This is a genomic window from Candidatus Methylomirabilota bacterium (genome assembly GCA_035936835.1).
Taxonomy (GTDB): domain Bacteria; phylum Methylomirabilota; class Methylomirabilia; order Rokubacteriales; family CSP1-6; genus AR37.
Genome location: DASYVT010000215.1, coordinates 78,753 through 94,902 on the forward strand (window position 1 = coordinate 78,753; position 16,150 = coordinate 94,902).

At 68.7% G+C, this 16,150-nt stretch carries 14 protein-coding genes; 8 read left to right on the plus strand and 6 right to left on the minus strand.

The annotated features are described in order from the left end of the window. Nucleotides 1–8 precede the first annotated feature (8 nt). Nucleotides 9–776 carry a glucose 1-dehydrogenase gene (locus tag VGV06_19900; protein HEV2057405.1) on the minus strand — a complete coding sequence of 256 codons (768 nt, stop codon included), beginning with the start codon at nt 774–776 and terminating at the stop codon, nt 9–11. 73 nt (nt 777–849) lie between these two features. On the opposite strand from VGV06_19900, the gene VGV06_19905 reads away from it, so the two are divergent. Both VGV06_19905 and VGV06_19910 read left to right on the plus strand, forming a co-directional pair. Next, nucleotides 850–1,359: a GNAT family N-acetyltransferase gene (locus tag VGV06_19905; protein ID HEV2057406.1), complete on the plus strand. Its 510-nt coding sequence runs from the start codon at nt 850–852 to the stop codon at nt 1,357–1,359. Between the two features lie 9 nt (nt 1,360–1,368). After that, nucleotides 1,369–1,839, plus strand: a complete 471-nt coding sequence (locus VGV06_19910; GenBank protein HEV2057407.1) for a pyridoxamine 5'-phosphate oxidase family protein — start codon at nt 1,369–1,371, stop codon at nt 1,837–1,839. Here VGV06_19910 and VGV06_19915 read toward each other — a convergent pair. The 3 genes from VGV06_19915 to VGV06_19925 are packed head-to-tail and all read right to left on the minus strand — an operon-like array spanning nt 1,836 to nt 4,834. Next, the gene (locus VGV06_19915) at nt 1,836–2,672 is read right to left on the minus strand and encodes a carbohydrate ABC transporter permease (GenBank protein ID HEV2057408.1); all 837 of its coding nucleotides are present in this window, start codon (nt 2,670–2,672) and stop codon (nt 1,836–1,838) included. The two genes, VGV06_19910 and VGV06_19915, sit on opposite strands and share 4 nt — an antisense overlap. A 4-nt stretch (nt 2,673–2,676) precedes the next feature. Continuing rightward, nucleotides 2,677–3,549: a sugar ABC transporter permease gene (locus VGV06_19920; GenBank protein HEV2057409.1), complete on the minus strand. Its 873-nt coding sequence runs from the start codon at nt 3,547–3,549 to the stop codon at nt 2,677–2,679. 13 nt (nt 3,550–3,562) lie between these two features. Then, the gene (locus tag VGV06_19925) at nt 3,563–4,834 is read right to left on the minus strand and encodes an ABC transporter substrate-binding protein (protein ID HEV2057410.1); all 1,272 of its coding nucleotides are present in this window, start codon (nt 4,832–4,834) and stop codon (nt 3,563–3,565) included. 120 nt (nt 4,835–4,954) lie between these two features. Between VGV06_19925 and VGV06_19930 the strand changes: the two genes are divergently transcribed. Continuing rightward, nucleotides 4,955–6,454, plus strand: a complete 1,500-nt coding sequence (locus VGV06_19930) for an alpha-L-arabinofuranosidase C-terminal domain-containing protein (GenBank protein HEV2057411.1) — start codon at nt 4,955–4,957, stop codon at nt 6,452–6,454. 66 nt (nt 6,455–6,520) lie between these two features. Here the strand turns inward: VGV06_19930 and VGV06_19935 are convergent, their stop codons facing one another. Continuing rightward, nucleotides 6,521–7,858 carry an alpha/beta fold hydrolase gene (locus tag VGV06_19935; GenBank protein HEV2057412.1) on the minus strand — a complete coding sequence of 446 codons (1,338 nt, stop codon included), beginning with the start codon at nt 7,856–7,858 and terminating at the stop codon, nt 6,521–6,523. Nucleotides 7,859–7,996: 138 nt separating this feature from the next. Between VGV06_19935 and VGV06_19940 the strand changes: the two genes are divergently transcribed. The 4 genes from VGV06_19940 to VGV06_19955 are packed head-to-tail and all read left to right on the plus strand — an operon-like array spanning nt 7,997 to nt 13,528. Further along, a complete protein-coding gene (locus VGV06_19940; protein HEV2057413.1) occupies nt 7,997–9,643 on the plus strand; it encodes a thiamine pyrophosphate-binding protein in 1,647 nt (548 codons plus the stop codon). A gap of 11 nt (nt 9,644–9,654) precedes the next feature. Continuing rightward, a complete protein-coding gene (locus VGV06_19945; protein ID HEV2057414.1) occupies nt 9,655–10,851 on the plus strand; it encodes a CoA transferase in 1,197 nt (398 codons plus the stop codon). Between the two features lie 11 nt (nt 10,852–10,862). Further along, nucleotides 10,863–12,392 (plus strand): ABC transporter substrate-binding protein, encoded by a 1,530-nt coding sequence (locus VGV06_19950; protein HEV2057415.1) that lies wholly within the window; start codon nt 10,863–10,865, stop codon nt 12,390–12,392. A gap of 20 nt (nt 12,393–12,412) precedes the next feature. Beyond that, nucleotides 12,413–13,528: an amidohydrolase family protein gene (locus tag VGV06_19955; protein ID HEV2057416.1), complete on the plus strand. Its 1,116-nt coding sequence runs from the start codon at nt 12,413–12,415 to the stop codon at nt 13,526–13,528. Between the two features lie 223 nt (nt 13,529–13,751). Here VGV06_19955 and VGV06_19960 read toward each other — a convergent pair whose 3' ends face one another. Then, nucleotides 13,752–15,485, minus strand: a complete 1,734-nt coding sequence (locus tag VGV06_19960) for a thiamine pyrophosphate-binding protein (protein HEV2057417.1) — start codon at nt 15,483–15,485, stop codon at nt 13,752–13,754. A 373-nt stretch (nt 15,486–15,858) separates the two neighbouring features. Between VGV06_19960 and VGV06_19965 the strand changes: the two genes are divergently transcribed. After that, on the plus strand, nt 15,859–16,150 hold a 292-nt coding region (locus VGV06_19965; GenBank protein HEV2057418.1), incomplete at its 3' end, for a hypothetical protein.

Below are 16,150 nucleotides of genomic sequence, written 5' to 3' on the forward strand. Positions count from 1 at the left end.
GACTCCTTTCAAAGCCGACCGCCTCGCAGGCTGATGAACTCGCCGGTGAGGTAATCGGGCGCCTCGGCAACGAGGAACCGTACCACACGGGCGACTTCCTCCGGCCTGCCGAAGCGCCCGATGGGGAACTGGGCCAACACACGCGCGCGCGCCGCGGCATCGGGGGCGACCGCATCCAGCATCTCGGTCTCGATGACCGACGGCAGCACCGCGTTGACCGCGATCCCCTCGCGGGCCAGCTCGCGGGCCGCCTTGACCGTGAGCGCGAGCATTCCCGCCTTGCTGGCCGCGTAGTGCGCGCCGATGGCCCCGCCCGTGTGCGCCGCGCCCGAAGAGATGTTCACGATCCGTCCTCCACCGGCCGCCTGGAGCCGCGGAATGGCGGCGCGCATGCAGAAGAATGCGCCGTCCAGATTCACGGCCAGCGTGCGCCGCCAGGTCTCGTCGTCGATGTCGGTCAGCCGATCGACCCGCCGGCCGATCCCGGCGTTGTTCACCAGGGCGTCGAGGCGACCGAATCGCTCGTCGACGGCCGCGAACATCCGCGCCACAGCCGCGGCGTCGCTGACGTCCGCCTGCAAGGCGACCGCCGTCCCGCCCCCGGCGGTGATGGCGGCCGCTGTGGCGTCGGCATCCCTCCAGCGCGACGCGAAGTTGACTACGACGGCATACCCGGCTGCGGCCAGGGTCTCGGCGATGCTTCGCCCGATACCGCGCGAGCCTCCGGTCACCAGCGCCACCTTGCTCATGACCGTCGAGTATACGTCTTCGCCCATGCCCGCCGGTCTCGGCCGGCGCGTGGTCGTTCTTCACTTTCCCGCGAGGCCTGCCCGGAGGATACTTGCTCCCGTGGCCCAGGTGACAATCCGCCAGCTGACAGTCGTCGACCGGGGCGCCGCGGTAGACGTGATCAACACCGCCGCGCGCTGGTACCGGGACTTCCTCCCGCCCGATGAGCTCCACGAGTCGGAGATGACGGCTGCCCAGTGGGATGACGAAGCCCGGCGCCTCACCTGGTACGGCGGATTCCTGGACGGCGTCCTGGTCGCCGTGATGGGGCTCGAGTATGCCCGCGACGCGGCGCTCCTGCGCCACGCCTACATCTTGCCGGAGCACCAGCACCACGGCATCGGGCTACGCCTGGCCGAGCACCTGGAGAGCGTGGCGCGGCGGGACGGCGCGGCGCTCGGTATCCGCCGGATCATCGTGGGGACCTACGCGCGGAACTACAAGGCCCGGGGCGCGCTGGAGAAGGCGGGCTACCGCCTCTCGGAGGACTCCGGGGCGATCCTGCGCGAGTACTTCGCCATCCCGGAAGACCGGCTCCGCGCCTCTGTCACCTACGAAAAGCCCACCTAAGGAGAAACCATGTCACGCCGTGCCGAGATCGCCATGTCACCCGAGGAGCTGCGCGCCTTTCTCGACCAGAAGCTCACGCTGACCTGCGCCACCATCGGGTCCAATGGCCGGCCGCACCTCATGCCGCTCTGGTACATCCGCCAGGGCGATGTGATCGCCTGCTGGACCTACGGCGCCTCCCAGAAAGTGAAGAATCTCGAGCGGCTTCCCCAGGCAACCGTGCAGGTGGAGGCGGGAACGACATACCAAGAGCTGCGCGGCGCCATGCTCGACTGCGACGTGGAGATCGTCCGCGGCCGCGAGGCCATCCTCGACATCGGCGTAGCGCTGGCCTACCGCTACGGGCAGGCTCCCGCCGGCGCAGCGCCCGAGTTGGTCCGGGCGGGGGCCGAGAAGAGCGGGGCCAAGCGCGTGGGCCTGCGCTTCCGCCCCACGCGCATCGTCTCGTGGGATCACCGCAAGCTTGGCGGTGGCTACTAGCCTTTGAGACCGCTCACCCGCACGCCTTCGACGATGCGCCGGTTCGCGACCAGGAACACGATGAGAAGCGGCAAGGCGCTCAGCGTGGCGCCCGCCATGATGGGACCGTACGACTCGGAGCTGTAAGCGCTCCGGAGTAGCGCCAGCGCGACGGGCAGCGGGAACATCTCAGGCTTGTTCACCGCGATGAGCGGCCAGAGGAAGTCGTTCCAGGCCGATCGAAACGCGAAGATGGCCAGCGCGCCGAGCACCGGCTGGGAGAGCGGCAGGATGATACGCGTGAAGATCCGCCATGGGCCGGCGCCGTCGATCCGCGCCGCGTCCTCCAGCTCGGTCGGCAGCGTGAGGAAGAACTGGCGGAGGAGAAAGACCCCGAATGCGAAGGTCATCGCGGCCTCCGGGACGATCAGCCCCTGGTACGTGCTCAGCCAGCCCAGGCGCTGCGTCAGGATGTACTGCGGCACGAGGAGGACGGCGTTCGGGATCATGAGGCTTCCCACCAGCAGCGCGAAGATCACGTCGCGGCCGGGGAAGCGCATCCGCGCCAGCGGGTAGGCCGTCGTGGCGCTCGCGAACAATACGACAACGACCGAGCCCAGCGACACGATCGTGCTGTTGAGAAACGCGCGGCCGATGCGCGCGGTCCGCGAGCTGCTGAAGAGAACCTCGCCGTAGTGTGCGAGCGTCGCGGGCCACGGGATCCACTCCGGCGGGACGCGGATGATGTTCGCGGTGGGCTTGAGCGAGGTGACCAGGACCCAGAGGGCGGGCAAGAGCCACAGGATCGCGCAGGCGACCAAGAGCGCGGTCACTATTCCACGGCGCGAGCGCATCGTGTCAGTACTGGGTGTGGCCGCGCAGCAGCCGGAACTGGAGGAGAGAGAAGACCAGGATCACCACGAAGAGCACCCACGCCATCGCGGAGGCCGAGCCGAACTGGAAGAAGTTCTGGAAGGCCGTCTCGTAGAGATGCTGGACCACGGTGCGCGTGGCGTCGCCCGGACCGCCCTGCGTGAGGATGAACACCTGCCCGAAGATTTGGAAGGATCCGATAATGTGCGTGACGAACACGAAGAGGAACACCGGGCGGAGCAGCGGCAGCGTGATGGCCCAGAAGCTCCGCCACCCGCCGGCGCCGTCGAGGGCCGCGGCCTCGTAGAGCTCGCGGGGGATGTCCTGGAGCCCCGCGAGATAGATGACGAGGTAGTAGCCCGTCACCCACCAGACGGAGGTCAGGATGATCGCCCACATGGCGGTGGACGGGTCCGCGAGCCAGGAGCGGGCCGGGAGCCCGAGCGACTTCAGGTAGTAGTTCAGCGGCCCGACGACGGGGTCGAGGAGCCAGAGCCACGTGAGCCCCACCGTGACCACGGACAGCGTGAACGGGAAGAAGAACGCCCCGCGGAGAAACGTGCGCAGCGACATGCCGCGGTTGAGCGCGACCGCGAGCACCAGCGGGATGGCCAGGATGGGCAGCGTGCTGGCGATGCTATAGAACGCGGTGTTCACGAGGCTCACGTGGAAGCGCGTGTCCTCGAGGAGCTTTCCGTAGTTGGCGAGCCCGACGAACGCGTACTGCGCGCGCCCCAGCCGGGCGTTGGTGAAGGACAGGCGAAGGCCGTCGAGGAGCGGGTACAGGCGGAAGGCGGCGAACAGCGCGAGCCCGGGCAAGAGGAAGAGGTACGGAGTCAGCGCACCTCTCCGTCTCACTGACTGGTCCGTTCTAGTCGGGCAGAGCGTTGATCTGGCGCGCCAGATCCGTCATCGCCGCGGCCGCGGGCTTCTGCGCGATGTAGACGTTCTCGATCACCGGGCGCGTGAGGTTCTCCGCGGCGACCCACTTCGGCGTCGGCTGCCCGCCCTGCCAGTTCGGCGCCTGGGCGAGGAGCGTGCGCAGCACGGGGTCGCTGGTGATCCGCGGGTCCGAGTGCGCCTTTCTGAGCGCCGAGACCTGCCCGGCCCGGAGCGTCCACTCCGCCACGTGATCGCTCATCCACCGCATGTAGGCCCACGCGCCGTCGCGCTTCGCGGCGTCCGCCGCCTTGGGCTTGGGGAACGTGAATTGGTGCGGCATCGTCCAGACGACCGGCTGCTTGAAGAGCCGGGGCACCGGGGCCACGGTGAAGTCCACCTTCGCCTCGCGGAGACCGGTGAAGTTCCACGAGCCGGCGATCCACATGCCGAGTTTGCCCGCGATGAAGGCGTCCCGGCAGTTGGCGTTGGCCGGAAGCGCGATCTTGTGCTGGGCGTAAATCGCGCCCCAGAACTCGGCGACCTCGACCGCCGCGGGCTCCGTCAGCGCGGCGCGCTTGAAGTCCGGCGTGTAGACGTTGGCTCCGTTCTGCCAGAGGAGGTTCTGAAAGCCCCAGGTGTACTTGCCCGGGTTCAGGGTGCCGATGGTGAATCCGTACGTGTCGCCCTTGGTGATCTGCTTGGCCATCGCCAAGAGCTCTTCGCGGTTCGCTGGCACCTTCGGCTTGCCGTCGGCCGCGACGAGACCCGCGTCGCGCATCACCTTCACGTTGAGGTACAGAATGTGCTGCGGGACGTCGAGCGGGATCGCGTATCGCTTGCCCTGGTAGAGGCCTCCCTGCCAGGTCGAAGGCAGGTACTCGTCGCCCCGGAACCCCTTCCCCACCGCCGCGGCGTCGTCGATGGCCTCGAGAACGCCGTCGTTGGCGAAGTGCGACACCTCGACGGTGTGGATCAGCGCGAGGTCCGGGCCTTGTCCGGCGGGCACCGACACCTGGAGCTTGGCGTAGAGGTCCGCCCACGGGATGCGCTGCTGCTCGACGCGGATGCCCGTCTCCTTCGTGAACTGGTCGATCAGCTCGTCCATGACCTTGCCGTCCGCGCCGGTGAGCCCGTTCCAGTACGAGATGGTCGGCTTCGACTGGGCGGACGCGCGGCGAGCGACAACGGGAAGCGCAACGGCGGCGCCTGCGGCGGCGCGGAGAAACGCACGACGATCGAGCTTGACCGATGACCGGTTCATAGAGCCTCCTCGGCCTCTGATCGAGGCCGGAGGCACTATAGCGAGCCCGTCCGTCCCAAGTCAACACGCCCCGCGCGCGCCATTGACAGCCCCCGGTCCGTTCCCTAGACTTGCCGGGCCATGGCGCGGATCGGCATCGACCTCAGTCGTCGCATCGGACACGTTGACCGGCGCATCTTCGGCAACTTCATCGAGCACCTCGGCCGCTGCATCTACGGGGGCGTCTTCGACGAGGGCTCGCCGCTCAGCAATGCGAACGGCTACCGCCTCGATGTCCTCGACGCGGTCCGTCCGCTCCGCGTGCCCGTCCTCCGCTGGCCCGGTGGGAACTTCGTCAGCGGCTATCACTGGCTCGACGGCGTCGGGCCCGTCGCCGACCGCCCGCGCCGCAGCGAGCTGGCCTGGTACGCCGAGGAGTCGAACCGCTTCGGCACGAACGAGTTCATCGAGTACTGCCGCGTCATCGGCGCCGAGCCGTACATCTGCGTGAACATGGGCACGGGCACCATGGACGAGGCGCAGTCCTGGGTGGAGTACTGCAACGGCACGGGCAACACGTCGTGGGCGAACCTGCGCCGGGCGCACGGCTATCCCGAGCCCCACCGCGTGCGCTACTGGGGCCTCGGCAACGAGATGTACGGGGGCTGGCAGATCGGGAGCCTCAGCGCCGAGGACTACGTGAAGAAAGCGCGCACCCTGGCGCTCGTCATGAAGCGCACGGATCCCACGATCGAGCTGATCGGCTGCGGCCACAATGGATGGAGCGACTGGGACGCGGTGGTGCTCGAGGGCCTGGCGCCGATCATCGACTACCACAGCATCCACCTCTACACGGGCCACCCCGATCACTACACGACGGTCTTCCAGTCGCACCAGGCCGAGCGGGCGGTCCGGATCTGCGAAGCGCTCATCGAGCGGGTCCGTCACGCCCAGCGCATCGCGCATCCGATCCACATCGCGTTCGACGAATGGAATGTCTGGTACCGCACGCGGAGCCACGAGGATCGGGTCGGCGGCGTCGAAGAGCGCTACAACCTCTCGGACGCCCTGGCGGTGGCGACATACCTGAACGGATTCATCCGGCATTGTCGTACCGTTCGGCTCGCCAACTTCGCCCAGCTCGTCAACGCGATCGCCCCGATCTTCACGAACGCGGGGGGGCTCTTCCTGCAGACCATCTACCATCCGCTGCGGCTGTACGCCGAGCACACGCTCGAGACGGCCCTCGACGTCCACGTGGACTGCCCGACCTACGATCTGCCGCCCGGGCGGGAGGACGAGGGGGACGGACGCGTGCACCACGTGGCCGATCTCGGCCCATTCGCGATGCTGGACGCCTCAGCGACCTGCGACGTCGCCGCCGGCACGCTCACGCTTGCCGTCGTCAATCGCGACCGGGATCGCAGGCATGCGGCGATGATCGATCTTGCGGGCGCGGAGGTCAGCGGAGCCGTCCAGGTGTCGGAGGTCAACGGTCCCGACGTGACCGCGATGAACTCCTTCGAGCACCCCGATGCGGTCGGCGCCCGCGAGCGCCGGCTGGAGCCTCGCGACGGCAAGCTCGAGTACGACTTCCCCGCCCATTCGCTCAGCGTCCTGCGGATGCGGCTCCGGTCATAGCCAAGAGGACCGTCGCCCGGCGCTTACCAACGGGCCTCCGGGCCCGACAAGGATCCCCGCGTGCAGCTAGTAGTGAAACTCCGCCACGGTGACGTGACCCTGTTCGAGCGGGTACGTCCGCACCGTCATCGACTCGGCGTTCAGCCCGACGGGGACGCCGCGCGATGGGCCGGGCTCGAAGCGCTGCGTGGCTTCCGACGTTCCCGGCACGCCTTCGTTCACACCCGCCGGGACCTTACCGTCGAGCACGAAGGTGTCGCGGCCGTGGCCAAGATAGCCGCGCGGCCGCGTCAGCGTCACGAGCGCGCCGGCCCCGCGCTCCTTGTCCGCCGGCAGTCGCGGGCGCACGTGGACGTAGCGGCTCGAGCGTGGGAACGGGGTGCGATAGATGTGCGTGGTCGGGTAGCCCTCGGCGGTCAGGACGAACTCGTAGTAGGCGTCGGACCGGCCGCGGAAGGGGCCCCAGTGGCCGTCGGCGCCGATCGTCTTGCGGTGCGCCGGTTCGCCGCCGCGCCGCACTCCTGACGCGGGATCCACCTCGTAGACCTCCACCGTCGCGCCCAGCATCGGCACGTTCGTCGGCGTGCCGCCCGCGAAGCCACTCACCAGGCCGTCCAGAACGGGCGCCACCTGCGGGACCGGATCGAGCGTCTTGGGCTCGGCGCCGGTGATGAACGCGAACATCGTGTTGAAGGCGAGGCGGTGGAAGGCGACCTCTCGGTGATCGAGTCCGGAAAGCACGGCATTCGTGGCCCCGCGGAGCTCGGGCCCCGCGAACGTCACGCCCGTCGGCTGGCCTGGCATCCCGACGAACCGGCCCTCCGGCTGGGCGTACTTGTCGTTGCTGTCGCTGCGGATGGTCATGAAGCGGACGCCGGCGACGACTTCGTCCGGAGTATTGAGCCGCGTGAGGAATGACCCAGCGCCGTGGAACTCGTTGTTGAGGTTCGGGTTGGTCGCCTGGGTGCCGTGATTCGGAGAGCCGCCGAGGATGGCGTGGGAGACGTTGGGCGCGCCGCCGCCGAACTTGACGTAGTTGCGGATGGCGTTGCCGCCACGCGAGCTGCCAATGAGCACCACCTGCTTCTGCCCCGTGCGCGCCAGGATCTCGGCCACCTTCGCGGCCAGCTCGCGGAGCGCGTCGTCGGCGCTGCTGCGGTTCTCCTGTGGCTTCGTGTCGTCGGTACGCGCGCTCGGATGCGTGAAGTCGATGGCGAACAGCCGCGCGGGGTCGTAGCCGTTCGACTCGAAGCGCCACACGGTGGTGATCCAGAGCGCCGCGTTGTCGCCGTTGCCGTGCACGAAGAGAATCGGCGGCGACAGCTCCGCGCCGCGCGCGGGCGGCGCCAAGCCGGGGCCGGCGAGAAGAGAGGCGACGGCCACGATGGAGACCAAGGCGCGCATCGGCAGCGAGTATGCCCCAGCGCGAGCCCGTTTCAAGGGGGGGGTGAGGCCGGCGACCTCGGCGAAGCGGAGCGGCCCGCGAGGTGCTACATTCTCTCCCGGCCGCGGAATCCTCCACAGACCCGGAAAGGACGGACCATGGGAACGATCACGGGCTCGGAAGTACTGGCGCAGTCGCTCCGGTCGCAGGGCACCGACACCCTCTTCTACCTGATGGGCGGGCCCATGCTCGAGACCGAGGCGGCCTGCATCGCCCTCGGCATCCGGGCGATCGACACGCGGCACGAACAGGCGGCGGCGCTCGCGGCGCACGCCTGGACGCGGGTGACGCGGCGGCCCGGCGTCTGCATGGGCTGCTCGGGCCCGGGCGCGACGAACCTGCTCACGGGCGTCGCCAACGCTTTCACCGACGCCGCGCCCCTCGTGGCGATCGGCGGGTCGAGCCCCCGAGTCTTTCTCGGGATGGAGGCTTTCCAGGAGATCGACCAGGTCGCGGTCTTCCGCCCGGTCACGAAATGGGCGGAGCGGATCTACGACGCCAGGCGCATCCCCGACGTGGTCGCGACGGCGTTCCGCCAGGCGACGACGGGGCGCCCAGGCCCGGTCTATCTGGATCTGCCGGGCGACGTGCTGGGCGAAAAGGTGGAGGAAGAGAGCATCGTCTATCCGGCCGCGTGGCGCCCGGCGCCGCGCACGTTGGGCGATCCCGGTGCGATCCGCGAGGCGATCGCGCTCCTCGCGAAGGCCGAGCGCCCGGTCGTCATCGCCGGCAGCGGCGTCTGGTGGTCCGACGGGGCGGCCGCGCTCCAGGCCTTCGTCGAGACCGCGGGCATCCCCTTTTACACGACGCCGATCTCGCGCGGGCTGATCCCTGAAGACCACGCGCTGGCGTTTCTCAACGCGCGGAGCAAGGCCTTCACCGAGGCGGACGTGGTGCTGGCGGTGGGCACGCGCTTCAACTGGGTCATCCAGTTCGGCCGTCCGCCGCGCTTCGCCGCCGACCTCAAGGTCATCCACGTGGACGTGAACCCGACCCAGCTCGGCCACAACCGCGCCGTGGACGTGCCGATCGCGGGCGACGCGCGCGCGGTGCTCGAGCAGCTCCGGGCGGAAGCCGAGGGCAAGATCGACCCGCGCCGATACGCGGCCTGGACGGGCAAGCTCCGGACGCTCGACGCCGAGAAGTCGGCGGAGATGGACAAGGCCATGTCCGCGAACACGGCGCCCATCCATCCGCTCCGCCTCTGCAAGGAGGTGCGCGACTTCCTCCAGCGCGACGCGATCCTCATCGTGGACGGCCAGGAGATCCTCAACTACGGCCGGCAGGCGATCCCGACCTTCGTGCCCGGCCACCGGCTCAACTCGGGCGCGTTCGGGTGCATGGGCGTCGGCCTGCCCTTCGCGGTCGGCGCGAAAGTGGCCAAGCCGGACGCGCAGGTGGTCGTGCTTCACGGCGACGGCTCGTATGGGATCAACGCGATGGAGATCGACACGGCGGTCCGCCACAAGATCCCCATCGTGGTCGTCATCAGCAACAACGGCGGGTGGACGGCCAACGCGCCGTGGACGCGCCCGCTGCCCAAGCCGGGTCGGAACCTCGGCCACACCCGCTACGACAAGATCGCGCAGGACCTGGGCGCCCACGGCGAGTTCGTCGAGAAGCCGCACGAGATTCGGCCGGCGCTCGAGCGCGCCTGGGCCTCAGGGAAGCCGGCCGTCGTCAACGTCGTCACCGACGACAAGGCGCGGGCGCAGACCGTGCGCTTCTCCGCGTACACGACCTAGGAGCCTGCGCGATGTCAAAAGCGCTCGACGGGATCCGCGTGCTCGACCTGACCCAGTACGAGGCGGGACCGAGCTGCACCCAGATGCTCGCGTGGCTCGGGGCCGACGTCATCAAGATCGAGGCGCCGGCGGGCGAGCCCGGCCGCACGGCGCTCTCCGACAAGCGCGGCGAGGACGCGTGGTTCTTCCTCCTGCTGAACTCCTGCAAGAAGGGCGTGACGCTCAACCTCAAGGCGCCGCGCGGCTGCGCGATGTTCAAGGAGATGGTGAAGCGCGCGGACGTCGTCGTGGAAAACCTGGGCCCGGGCGCCATGGACCGGCTCGGCCTGGGCTACGAGGCGCTCCACAAGCTCAACCCGCGCGTCATTGCAGCCTCGGTGAAGGGCTTCGGCAGCGGCGGGCCGTACGCGGAGTACAAGAGCTTCGAATGGATCGCGCAGGCAATGTCGGGCGCGATGAGCATGACGGGCTCGCCCGACGGCCCCCCCACGAAGGCGATCGGCGGCCTGGCCGACACGGGCGCGGGTCTTCATACGGTGATCGGCATCCTGGCGGCGATCATCCAGCGGCAGGCGACGGGCGTGGGGCAGCAGATCGAAGTCGCCCAGCAGGATTCGGTGGTGAACCTCCTCCGCATCCACCTGCGCGACAGCTACGCGACCGGCAAGCCGGTGCCGCGGCAGGGCAACCGCTCGCTGAACGCGGCGCCGTCGAACCTTTACCGCTGCCGCCCCTTCGGACCGAACGACTACGTCTTCATTCACGTCGCCACCGTGGAGATGTGGAAGGCGCTCACCACGATCCTCGGCCGCCCCGAGCTGGGCGACGATCCGCGCTACGCCGACCGGCGCGACCGCGTCCAGTTCATCGACGAGATCGACCCCATGATCGAGGCGTGGACGGAGAAGCGCACGAAGCACGAGGTGCTGGAAAGCCTGGCGCCGAAGGGTATTCCGTGCGGGGCCGTCCTCGACTCGACCGAGATCCTGGCGGACCCGCACCTGCGCCAGCGCGGCATGATCGTCGAGCTGGAGCACCCGAGCCGCGGCGCCTACCCGATGCCCGGGAACCCGGTGCGCCTGTCCGACTCGCCCACCGACATGACGCGCGCGCCACTCCTCGGCGAGCACAACGCGGAGATCTACGGCGAGCTGCTCGGCTACGGCAGCTCGGAACTCGACGCTCTTCACCGCGACGGCGTCATCTGACGGAGACGCCGATGAAACGCTCGCTGCGAAGCATGGTCGCGCTGGTCCTGCTCGCGCTGGCGTCCGCGGCGCCCGCCGCCGCGCAGCCGAGCGGCACCATGACGTGGGCCGTCCACGTCACGCTCGCCACCCGCTGGCTCGATCCGGCGGAGACCGAATCCGAGATCACGCCGTTCATGATCTTCTACGCGCTCCACGACGCGCTGGTCAAACCGATGCCCGCGAGCCTCAACGCGCCCAGCCTGGCCGAATCGTGGACCGTGTCGAAGGACGGGCGCGTCTGGGAGTTCGTGCTCCGCAAGGGCGCGCGCTTCCACAACGGCGATCCCGTCACCGGCGAGGACGTGAAGTTCTCCTTCGAGCGATACCGGGGAGCGGCCGCGCCCATCCTCAAGGAGCGGGTGCGAGAGGTGCAGGTGGTGGACCCCGGCCGCGTGCGCTTCCATCTCAAGGACCCCTGGCCCGACTTCATGACGTTCTACGGCACCAGCGCGTCCGGCGCGGCCTGGATCGTCCCCAAGAAATACGTCGAGAAGGTCGGCGAGGACGGGTTCCGAAGGGCGCCCATCGGCGCCGGCCCCTACAAGTTCGTGAGCTTCCAGCCCGGGATCGAGCTGGTGCTGGAGGCTTTTGACGGCTACTGGCGCAAGGCGCCGACCGTGAAGCGCCTCGTGCTCCGCAGCATTCCCGACGAGTCGACGCGCGCGGCGGCGCTCAAGCGCGGCGAGGTGGACGTCGCCTACTATCTCAACGGGCCCATTGCCGATGACGTCCGGCGCACGCCGGGCCTCACGCTGAGCGCGACGCGCACGAACGGCGTTTTCTTCCTGATGTTCCCCGATCAATGGACGGCGGGCTCACCGTGGGCGGATCGTCGCGTCAGGATGGCGGCGAGCCTGGCCATCGACCGCCAGACGATCAATGAAGCCGAGTCTCTGGGGTTCTCGGGGCCCACGGGCAATATCGTTCCTCGCCACCAGGAGTTCGCGCTCCCTATCCCGCCCGATCCATACGACCCGAAGCGCGCGAAGGCGCTCCTCGCCGAAGCCGGCTATCCCAACGGGCTCGACGCGGGCGAGTTCACGCCGTTCCCCCCGTACAACTCGATGGGCGAGGCCATCGCGAACTATCTCAGCGCCGTGGGCATCAGGACCCGCGTGCGCACGATGGAGCGCGCCGCCCTCCTGTCCGCCTGGCGGGACAAGAAGCTCAAGGGACTGTTCGTTGGAGCGACGGGTTCGGCGGGCAACGCCTCGACGCGCTTCGAGGCCCTCGCGACCGCCCGAGGCGTCCTGTCATACGGGTCGATCCCGGAGGTCGAGGGCCTCTTCCAGGCACAGATCCAGGAGATGGACCGCAAGAAACGGGAAGACATGCTCCTCCAGATCCAGCGCATCGTTCATGAGCGCATGATCTTCGCGCCCATCTGGGAAAACGGGTTCATACGGGCCTTCGGGCCGCGCGTCGAGGAGGCCGGGCTGACGCTGATCCCCGCATTCCCCTACTCGGCGCCGCTCGAAGACGTTCGACTGAAGCGATAGCCGACGAAAGGAGTCCTGCCATGGCACGCGCGTACAACGTGATCGACGCCGATGGACACGTGCTCGAGCCGGTGGACATCTGGGACAAGTACATCGACCCGGCGTACCGCGGGGTTGCGCCGCGGATCATCGCGGACACCGACGGCAAGGAGCGCCTGCTCATCGAGAACCAGGTGTTGGGAAGCAAGAAGGGCTTCGGCGTCATCGGGGCCATCGGCTCCCGGGACCACGAGGTGCCCGAAGACACCATGAAGTACACGGACGGCCGCAAGGGCGGCTTCGATCCCCACGCGCGGATCCCGGACATGGATCTCGACGGGATCGACGCGGCCTTCCTGTATCCGAGCGTCGGCCTCTTCGCCGGCGCGATCCAGGACCCCGGGCTCGCCGCGGCCGTGTGCCGTGCCTACAACCGCTGGCTGGCCGACTACTGCCGCCCCTACCCAGACCGCCTCTTCGGCGTGGCCATGCTGCCCCTGCAGTCGATCGACCTGGCCATCGAGGAGATGCGCTACGCGCGGAAGGAGCTCGGCATGCGGGCCGCCTTCGTCCGCCCCAATCCGTACAACGGCCGCATGCTCCACCATCCGGACTACGAGCGCTTCTGGAACGCGGTCGAGGAGCTCGACATCGCCATCGGCCTTCACGAGGGCGCCAGCGGCGGAATGCCCCAGGTGGGCGTCGACCGCTTCGAGACGCGCGGGGCCAAGCACATCATCTCGCACACGCTCGAGATGATGCTAGCCGCGATGAGCGTGATCTGGGAGGGCGTCTGCGACCGTCACCCGAAGGTGCGCATCGCCTTTCTCGAATCAGGCGGCGGGTGGATCGCGGGGTGGCTCGACCGCATGGATCGCCACTTCGACGACAAGGGCTTCAACGACTCGGGACTGTCCATGCGCCCGACCGAGCTGTTCCGCCGCAACTGCTGGATCTCGTTCGAGCCCGTCGAGGGCAGTCTCTCCGTCCTCGCCGACTACATCGGCCCGCACAAGATCCTGTGGGCGACCGACTACCCGCACCCCGACGGCTTCTTCCCCGGCGCGCCGAAGCTGATCGCCGACCGGCCTGAGCTGTCTGCGGAGACGAAGCGCCAGATTCTCGCGGGCGGCGCGCGAGGCTTCTACAAAATCTAGAGAATCCGCAGGCGGCTCAAAAAGGTCCAGATGCGAGGCGGCGCCCCGCCGTTCGAGGTGAGCGACGGCCCGTGCCGTCGCGAGACGAGGGTTGAGTTGATTCCGCAGACGAACCGCACGACTGTCTCAGCCCTCGCCTCGTGGCTTCGCCCCTCAGCTCGAACAGCCACGAGCGTACGGCCGAGGGCGCCAACGAAGCAGATGGGCCTTTTTCAGCCGCCTGCTAGAGTTTCCAGTCTTGGTACCAGGTTGAGTCCGCGCCGATGCCTTCGCGCGCCACCGAGACGTCGATCAGGTACGGCCGGTTCTCGCGGGTGACCTTGTCGAGGCCTCGCCGCAGCGCCGGCTCGAGATCCTTCGGGCTGGTGACGGCCTCGCCGTCCACGCCCTGGGAACGGGCCAGCCCGACGTAGTCGGTGGCGGGCGCGCTCAGGTAGAGCCCCGGATACTTGCCGTCCAGGATCATCTTCGCGTCCGGCATGTCCTTCGCCCAGTTGTGCCGCACGATCTGATAGCTCTCGTTGTTCGAGACGATCGTCAGCACGGCGGTGTTGTAGCGGGCCATCGTCCAGAAGCCGGCGGCGCTGTACGTGAGCGCGCCGTCGCCCAGGTGCAGCACGACGGGCCGCTCGCGCCCGACGGCGAGCTTGGCGCCGATGGCGGCGCCCACGCCAAAACCCAATGACCCGCCCCCGCTGCGGGTCCAGGCCATCGCGTCGTGGCCAAAGGACATGAGCGTCGTCCGGGCGGTCGAGCTCTCCTGGACCATGACGGTATTGCGCGGCAGGAGATCCGCCAGCTGCGCTTCGAGCCGGCTCGGATGCACCGTCGTGTCGTGCTCGTGCTCGCGGACGAGATCTTCTTCACGCTGGATCAGCCGCTTGGCGTAGGCGCGCACCGTCGCCCGCTCGCGCTTCCAGGCCGCCACGCGATCGGCGGGATGGAGACGCGTCAGCGCCGCCGTGAGGCTCGACAACGTCTCGTGCAGCTCGCACTGGGCGGCGACGTCGAGCGGATAGTGGCGGCCCATGAGCAGCGGATTCGGCCCGATCTGCATCACGGAGGGCTCCGTGACAGGGCCGTGAACGCCCTGGCAGCCGACCAGGAAAATCAGGTCAGGCTCGAGCCCCGCGGTCTTTTTAAACTCCGCCGACACCGGGTACATGCCGCAGAAGAGCGGATGGCGCGAGGGGAAGTTGGCGAAGATCTGCCGGCTGCTGAACACGGGCGCCTCGAGCGCCTCGGCCAGGCGCACGGCTTCGGCCTGCGCGCCCTCGCGCCAGACGTCGTCGCCGAACATCAGCACAGGGCAGCGCGCCTCGCCGAGCCGCCGGGCGATCGCCTCGATCGTCTGCGGGCGCGCCGGCCCCGGCCGCTCGATCTGGTACTGCGCGTCTTCCCCGATCTGGGCTTCCAGTCCATCCCGATTCAGGAGCTCGGCGCTGATGGAGAGGTAGACCGGGCCCGTCGGAGGAGTGGTGGCTTCGCGGAGGGCTCGAGTGGTGGCGACAGTGATGGCCGCCGGGTTCGCGTGCACCTGGTAGGCGCAGCGGGCCTCCTTGGTCAGTGGGCGCATGGACTCGGCCTGGCTCAGTCCCGGAAACGGCGCCAGGCCGCGAAAGTCCTGGAGCTCGGACGCCCAGTCCCCCGCGATGACCAGGAGCGACGAGCCGGCGACCTGAGCGTTGAAGAGCTGGCCGGCCAGCTGGTAGGAGCCGCCCATCACGTGGGCGATGATGACGCCGACCTTCCCGCTGAAGCGGTGGTAGCCGTCCGCCATCGCCGCCACCAGCCCCTCGTGCTTGCCGACTACCAAGCGGTTATCCCCATCCTCGGCGATCGCGGCGAAGATGCCGGTCTCAGCAGAGCCGGGGTTCGTGAAGAGGTACTCGACCCCTGCGTCCTTCAGGGTCTGGAGCAGCAGCATGCCGCCGGTGCCGGTGATGGTCTTCCGCATGGTCTCCCTCACGCTCGAGTAGGGTTCACGGCCGCATGCCCCAAGGAGAGGCCACGATAGACGATCTTTGCGGGGGGCGCAAACCGGCCGGTACTGGGCCAATTTGCTTCGCCAGATCTACTCAGCCCTCGCCTCGCGGCGGAGCCGCTCGGCTCGAATGGCCGCGTTCTCGGTCGCTAGCGACGCTCGACGTACACCCACGTACGCTAGGCAAAGCTGGCTCCCTCGGGCGTGGCCGTTCGAGCTGAGGGGCGTAGCCCCGAGGTGAGAGCTGGGTTGGTTTGGCTCGCAACTTGGCCCAGTACTAACCGGCCGGCGGCCTTGTAATCTTCAAAGCCGGGCCGATGAGGTATCCTCTGCGCCGGGGGGTGCCATGCCAAAGATCTGGCGCGTGTACAGCGGGGCCGACGGACAGTCACACATCGCCGAAGAGACGCTGCTGATGAAACCCTTCCTCGACACCGAAGGCGCTCACGGGGAAACGACGCCGACGCAGCCCACGGCGGGCATCGCGTTTCGCGTCACGCCGCCTGGGTACGTGCTCGACTGGCATTGCGCGCCCCGCCGGCAGTACTCGATCTCGCTGTCCGGGACCGCCGAGATCGAGGTGGGCGACGGCACGGTGGCGCGGATCGGGCCGGGCGACGTGGTCCTGGCCGAAGACC

Bases quoted from the DNA above. Each gene is read 5' to 3' on its own strand.
- VGV06_19900 (HEV2057405.1), bottom strand. From the start codon at position 776: ATGGGCGAAGACGTATACTCGACGGTCATGAGCAAGGTGGCGCTGGTG.
- VGV06_19910 (HEV2057407.1), top strand. From the start codon at position 1,369: ATGTCACGCCGTGCCGAGATCGCCATGTCACCCGAGGAGCTGCGCGCC.
- VGV06_19915 (HEV2057408.1), bottom strand. From the start codon at position 2,672: ATGCGCTCGCGCCGTGGAATAGTGACCGCGCTCTTGGTCGCCTGCGCG.
- VGV06_19925 (HEV2057410.1), bottom strand. From the start codon at position 4,834: ATGAACCGGTCATCGGTCAAGCTCGATCGTCGTGCGTTTCTCCGCGCC.
- VGV06_19930 (HEV2057411.1), top strand. From the start codon at position 4,955: ATGGCGCGGATCGGCATCGACCTCAGTCGTCGCATCGGACACGTTGAC.
- VGV06_19935 (HEV2057412.1), bottom strand. From the start codon at position 7,858: ATGCGCGCCTTGGTCTCCATCGTGGCCGTCGCCTCTCTTCTCGCCGGC.
- VGV06_19940 (HEV2057413.1), top strand. From the start codon at position 7,997: ATGGGAACGATCACGGGCTCGGAAGTACTGGCGCAGTCGCTCCGGTCG.
- VGV06_19945 (HEV2057414.1), top strand. From the start codon at position 9,655: ATGTCAAAAGCGCTCGACGGGATCCGCGTGCTCGACCTGACCCAGTAC.
- VGV06_19950 (HEV2057415.1), top strand. From the start codon at position 10,863: ATGAAACGCTCGCTGCGAAGCATGGTCGCGCTGGTCCTGCTCGCGCTG.
- VGV06_19955 (HEV2057416.1), top strand. From the start codon at position 12,413: ATGGCACGCGCGTACAACGTGATCGACGCCGATGGACACGTGCTCGAG.
- VGV06_19960 (HEV2057417.1), bottom strand. From the start codon at position 15,485: ATGCGGAAGACCATCACCGGCACCGGCGGCATGCTGCTGCTCCAGACC.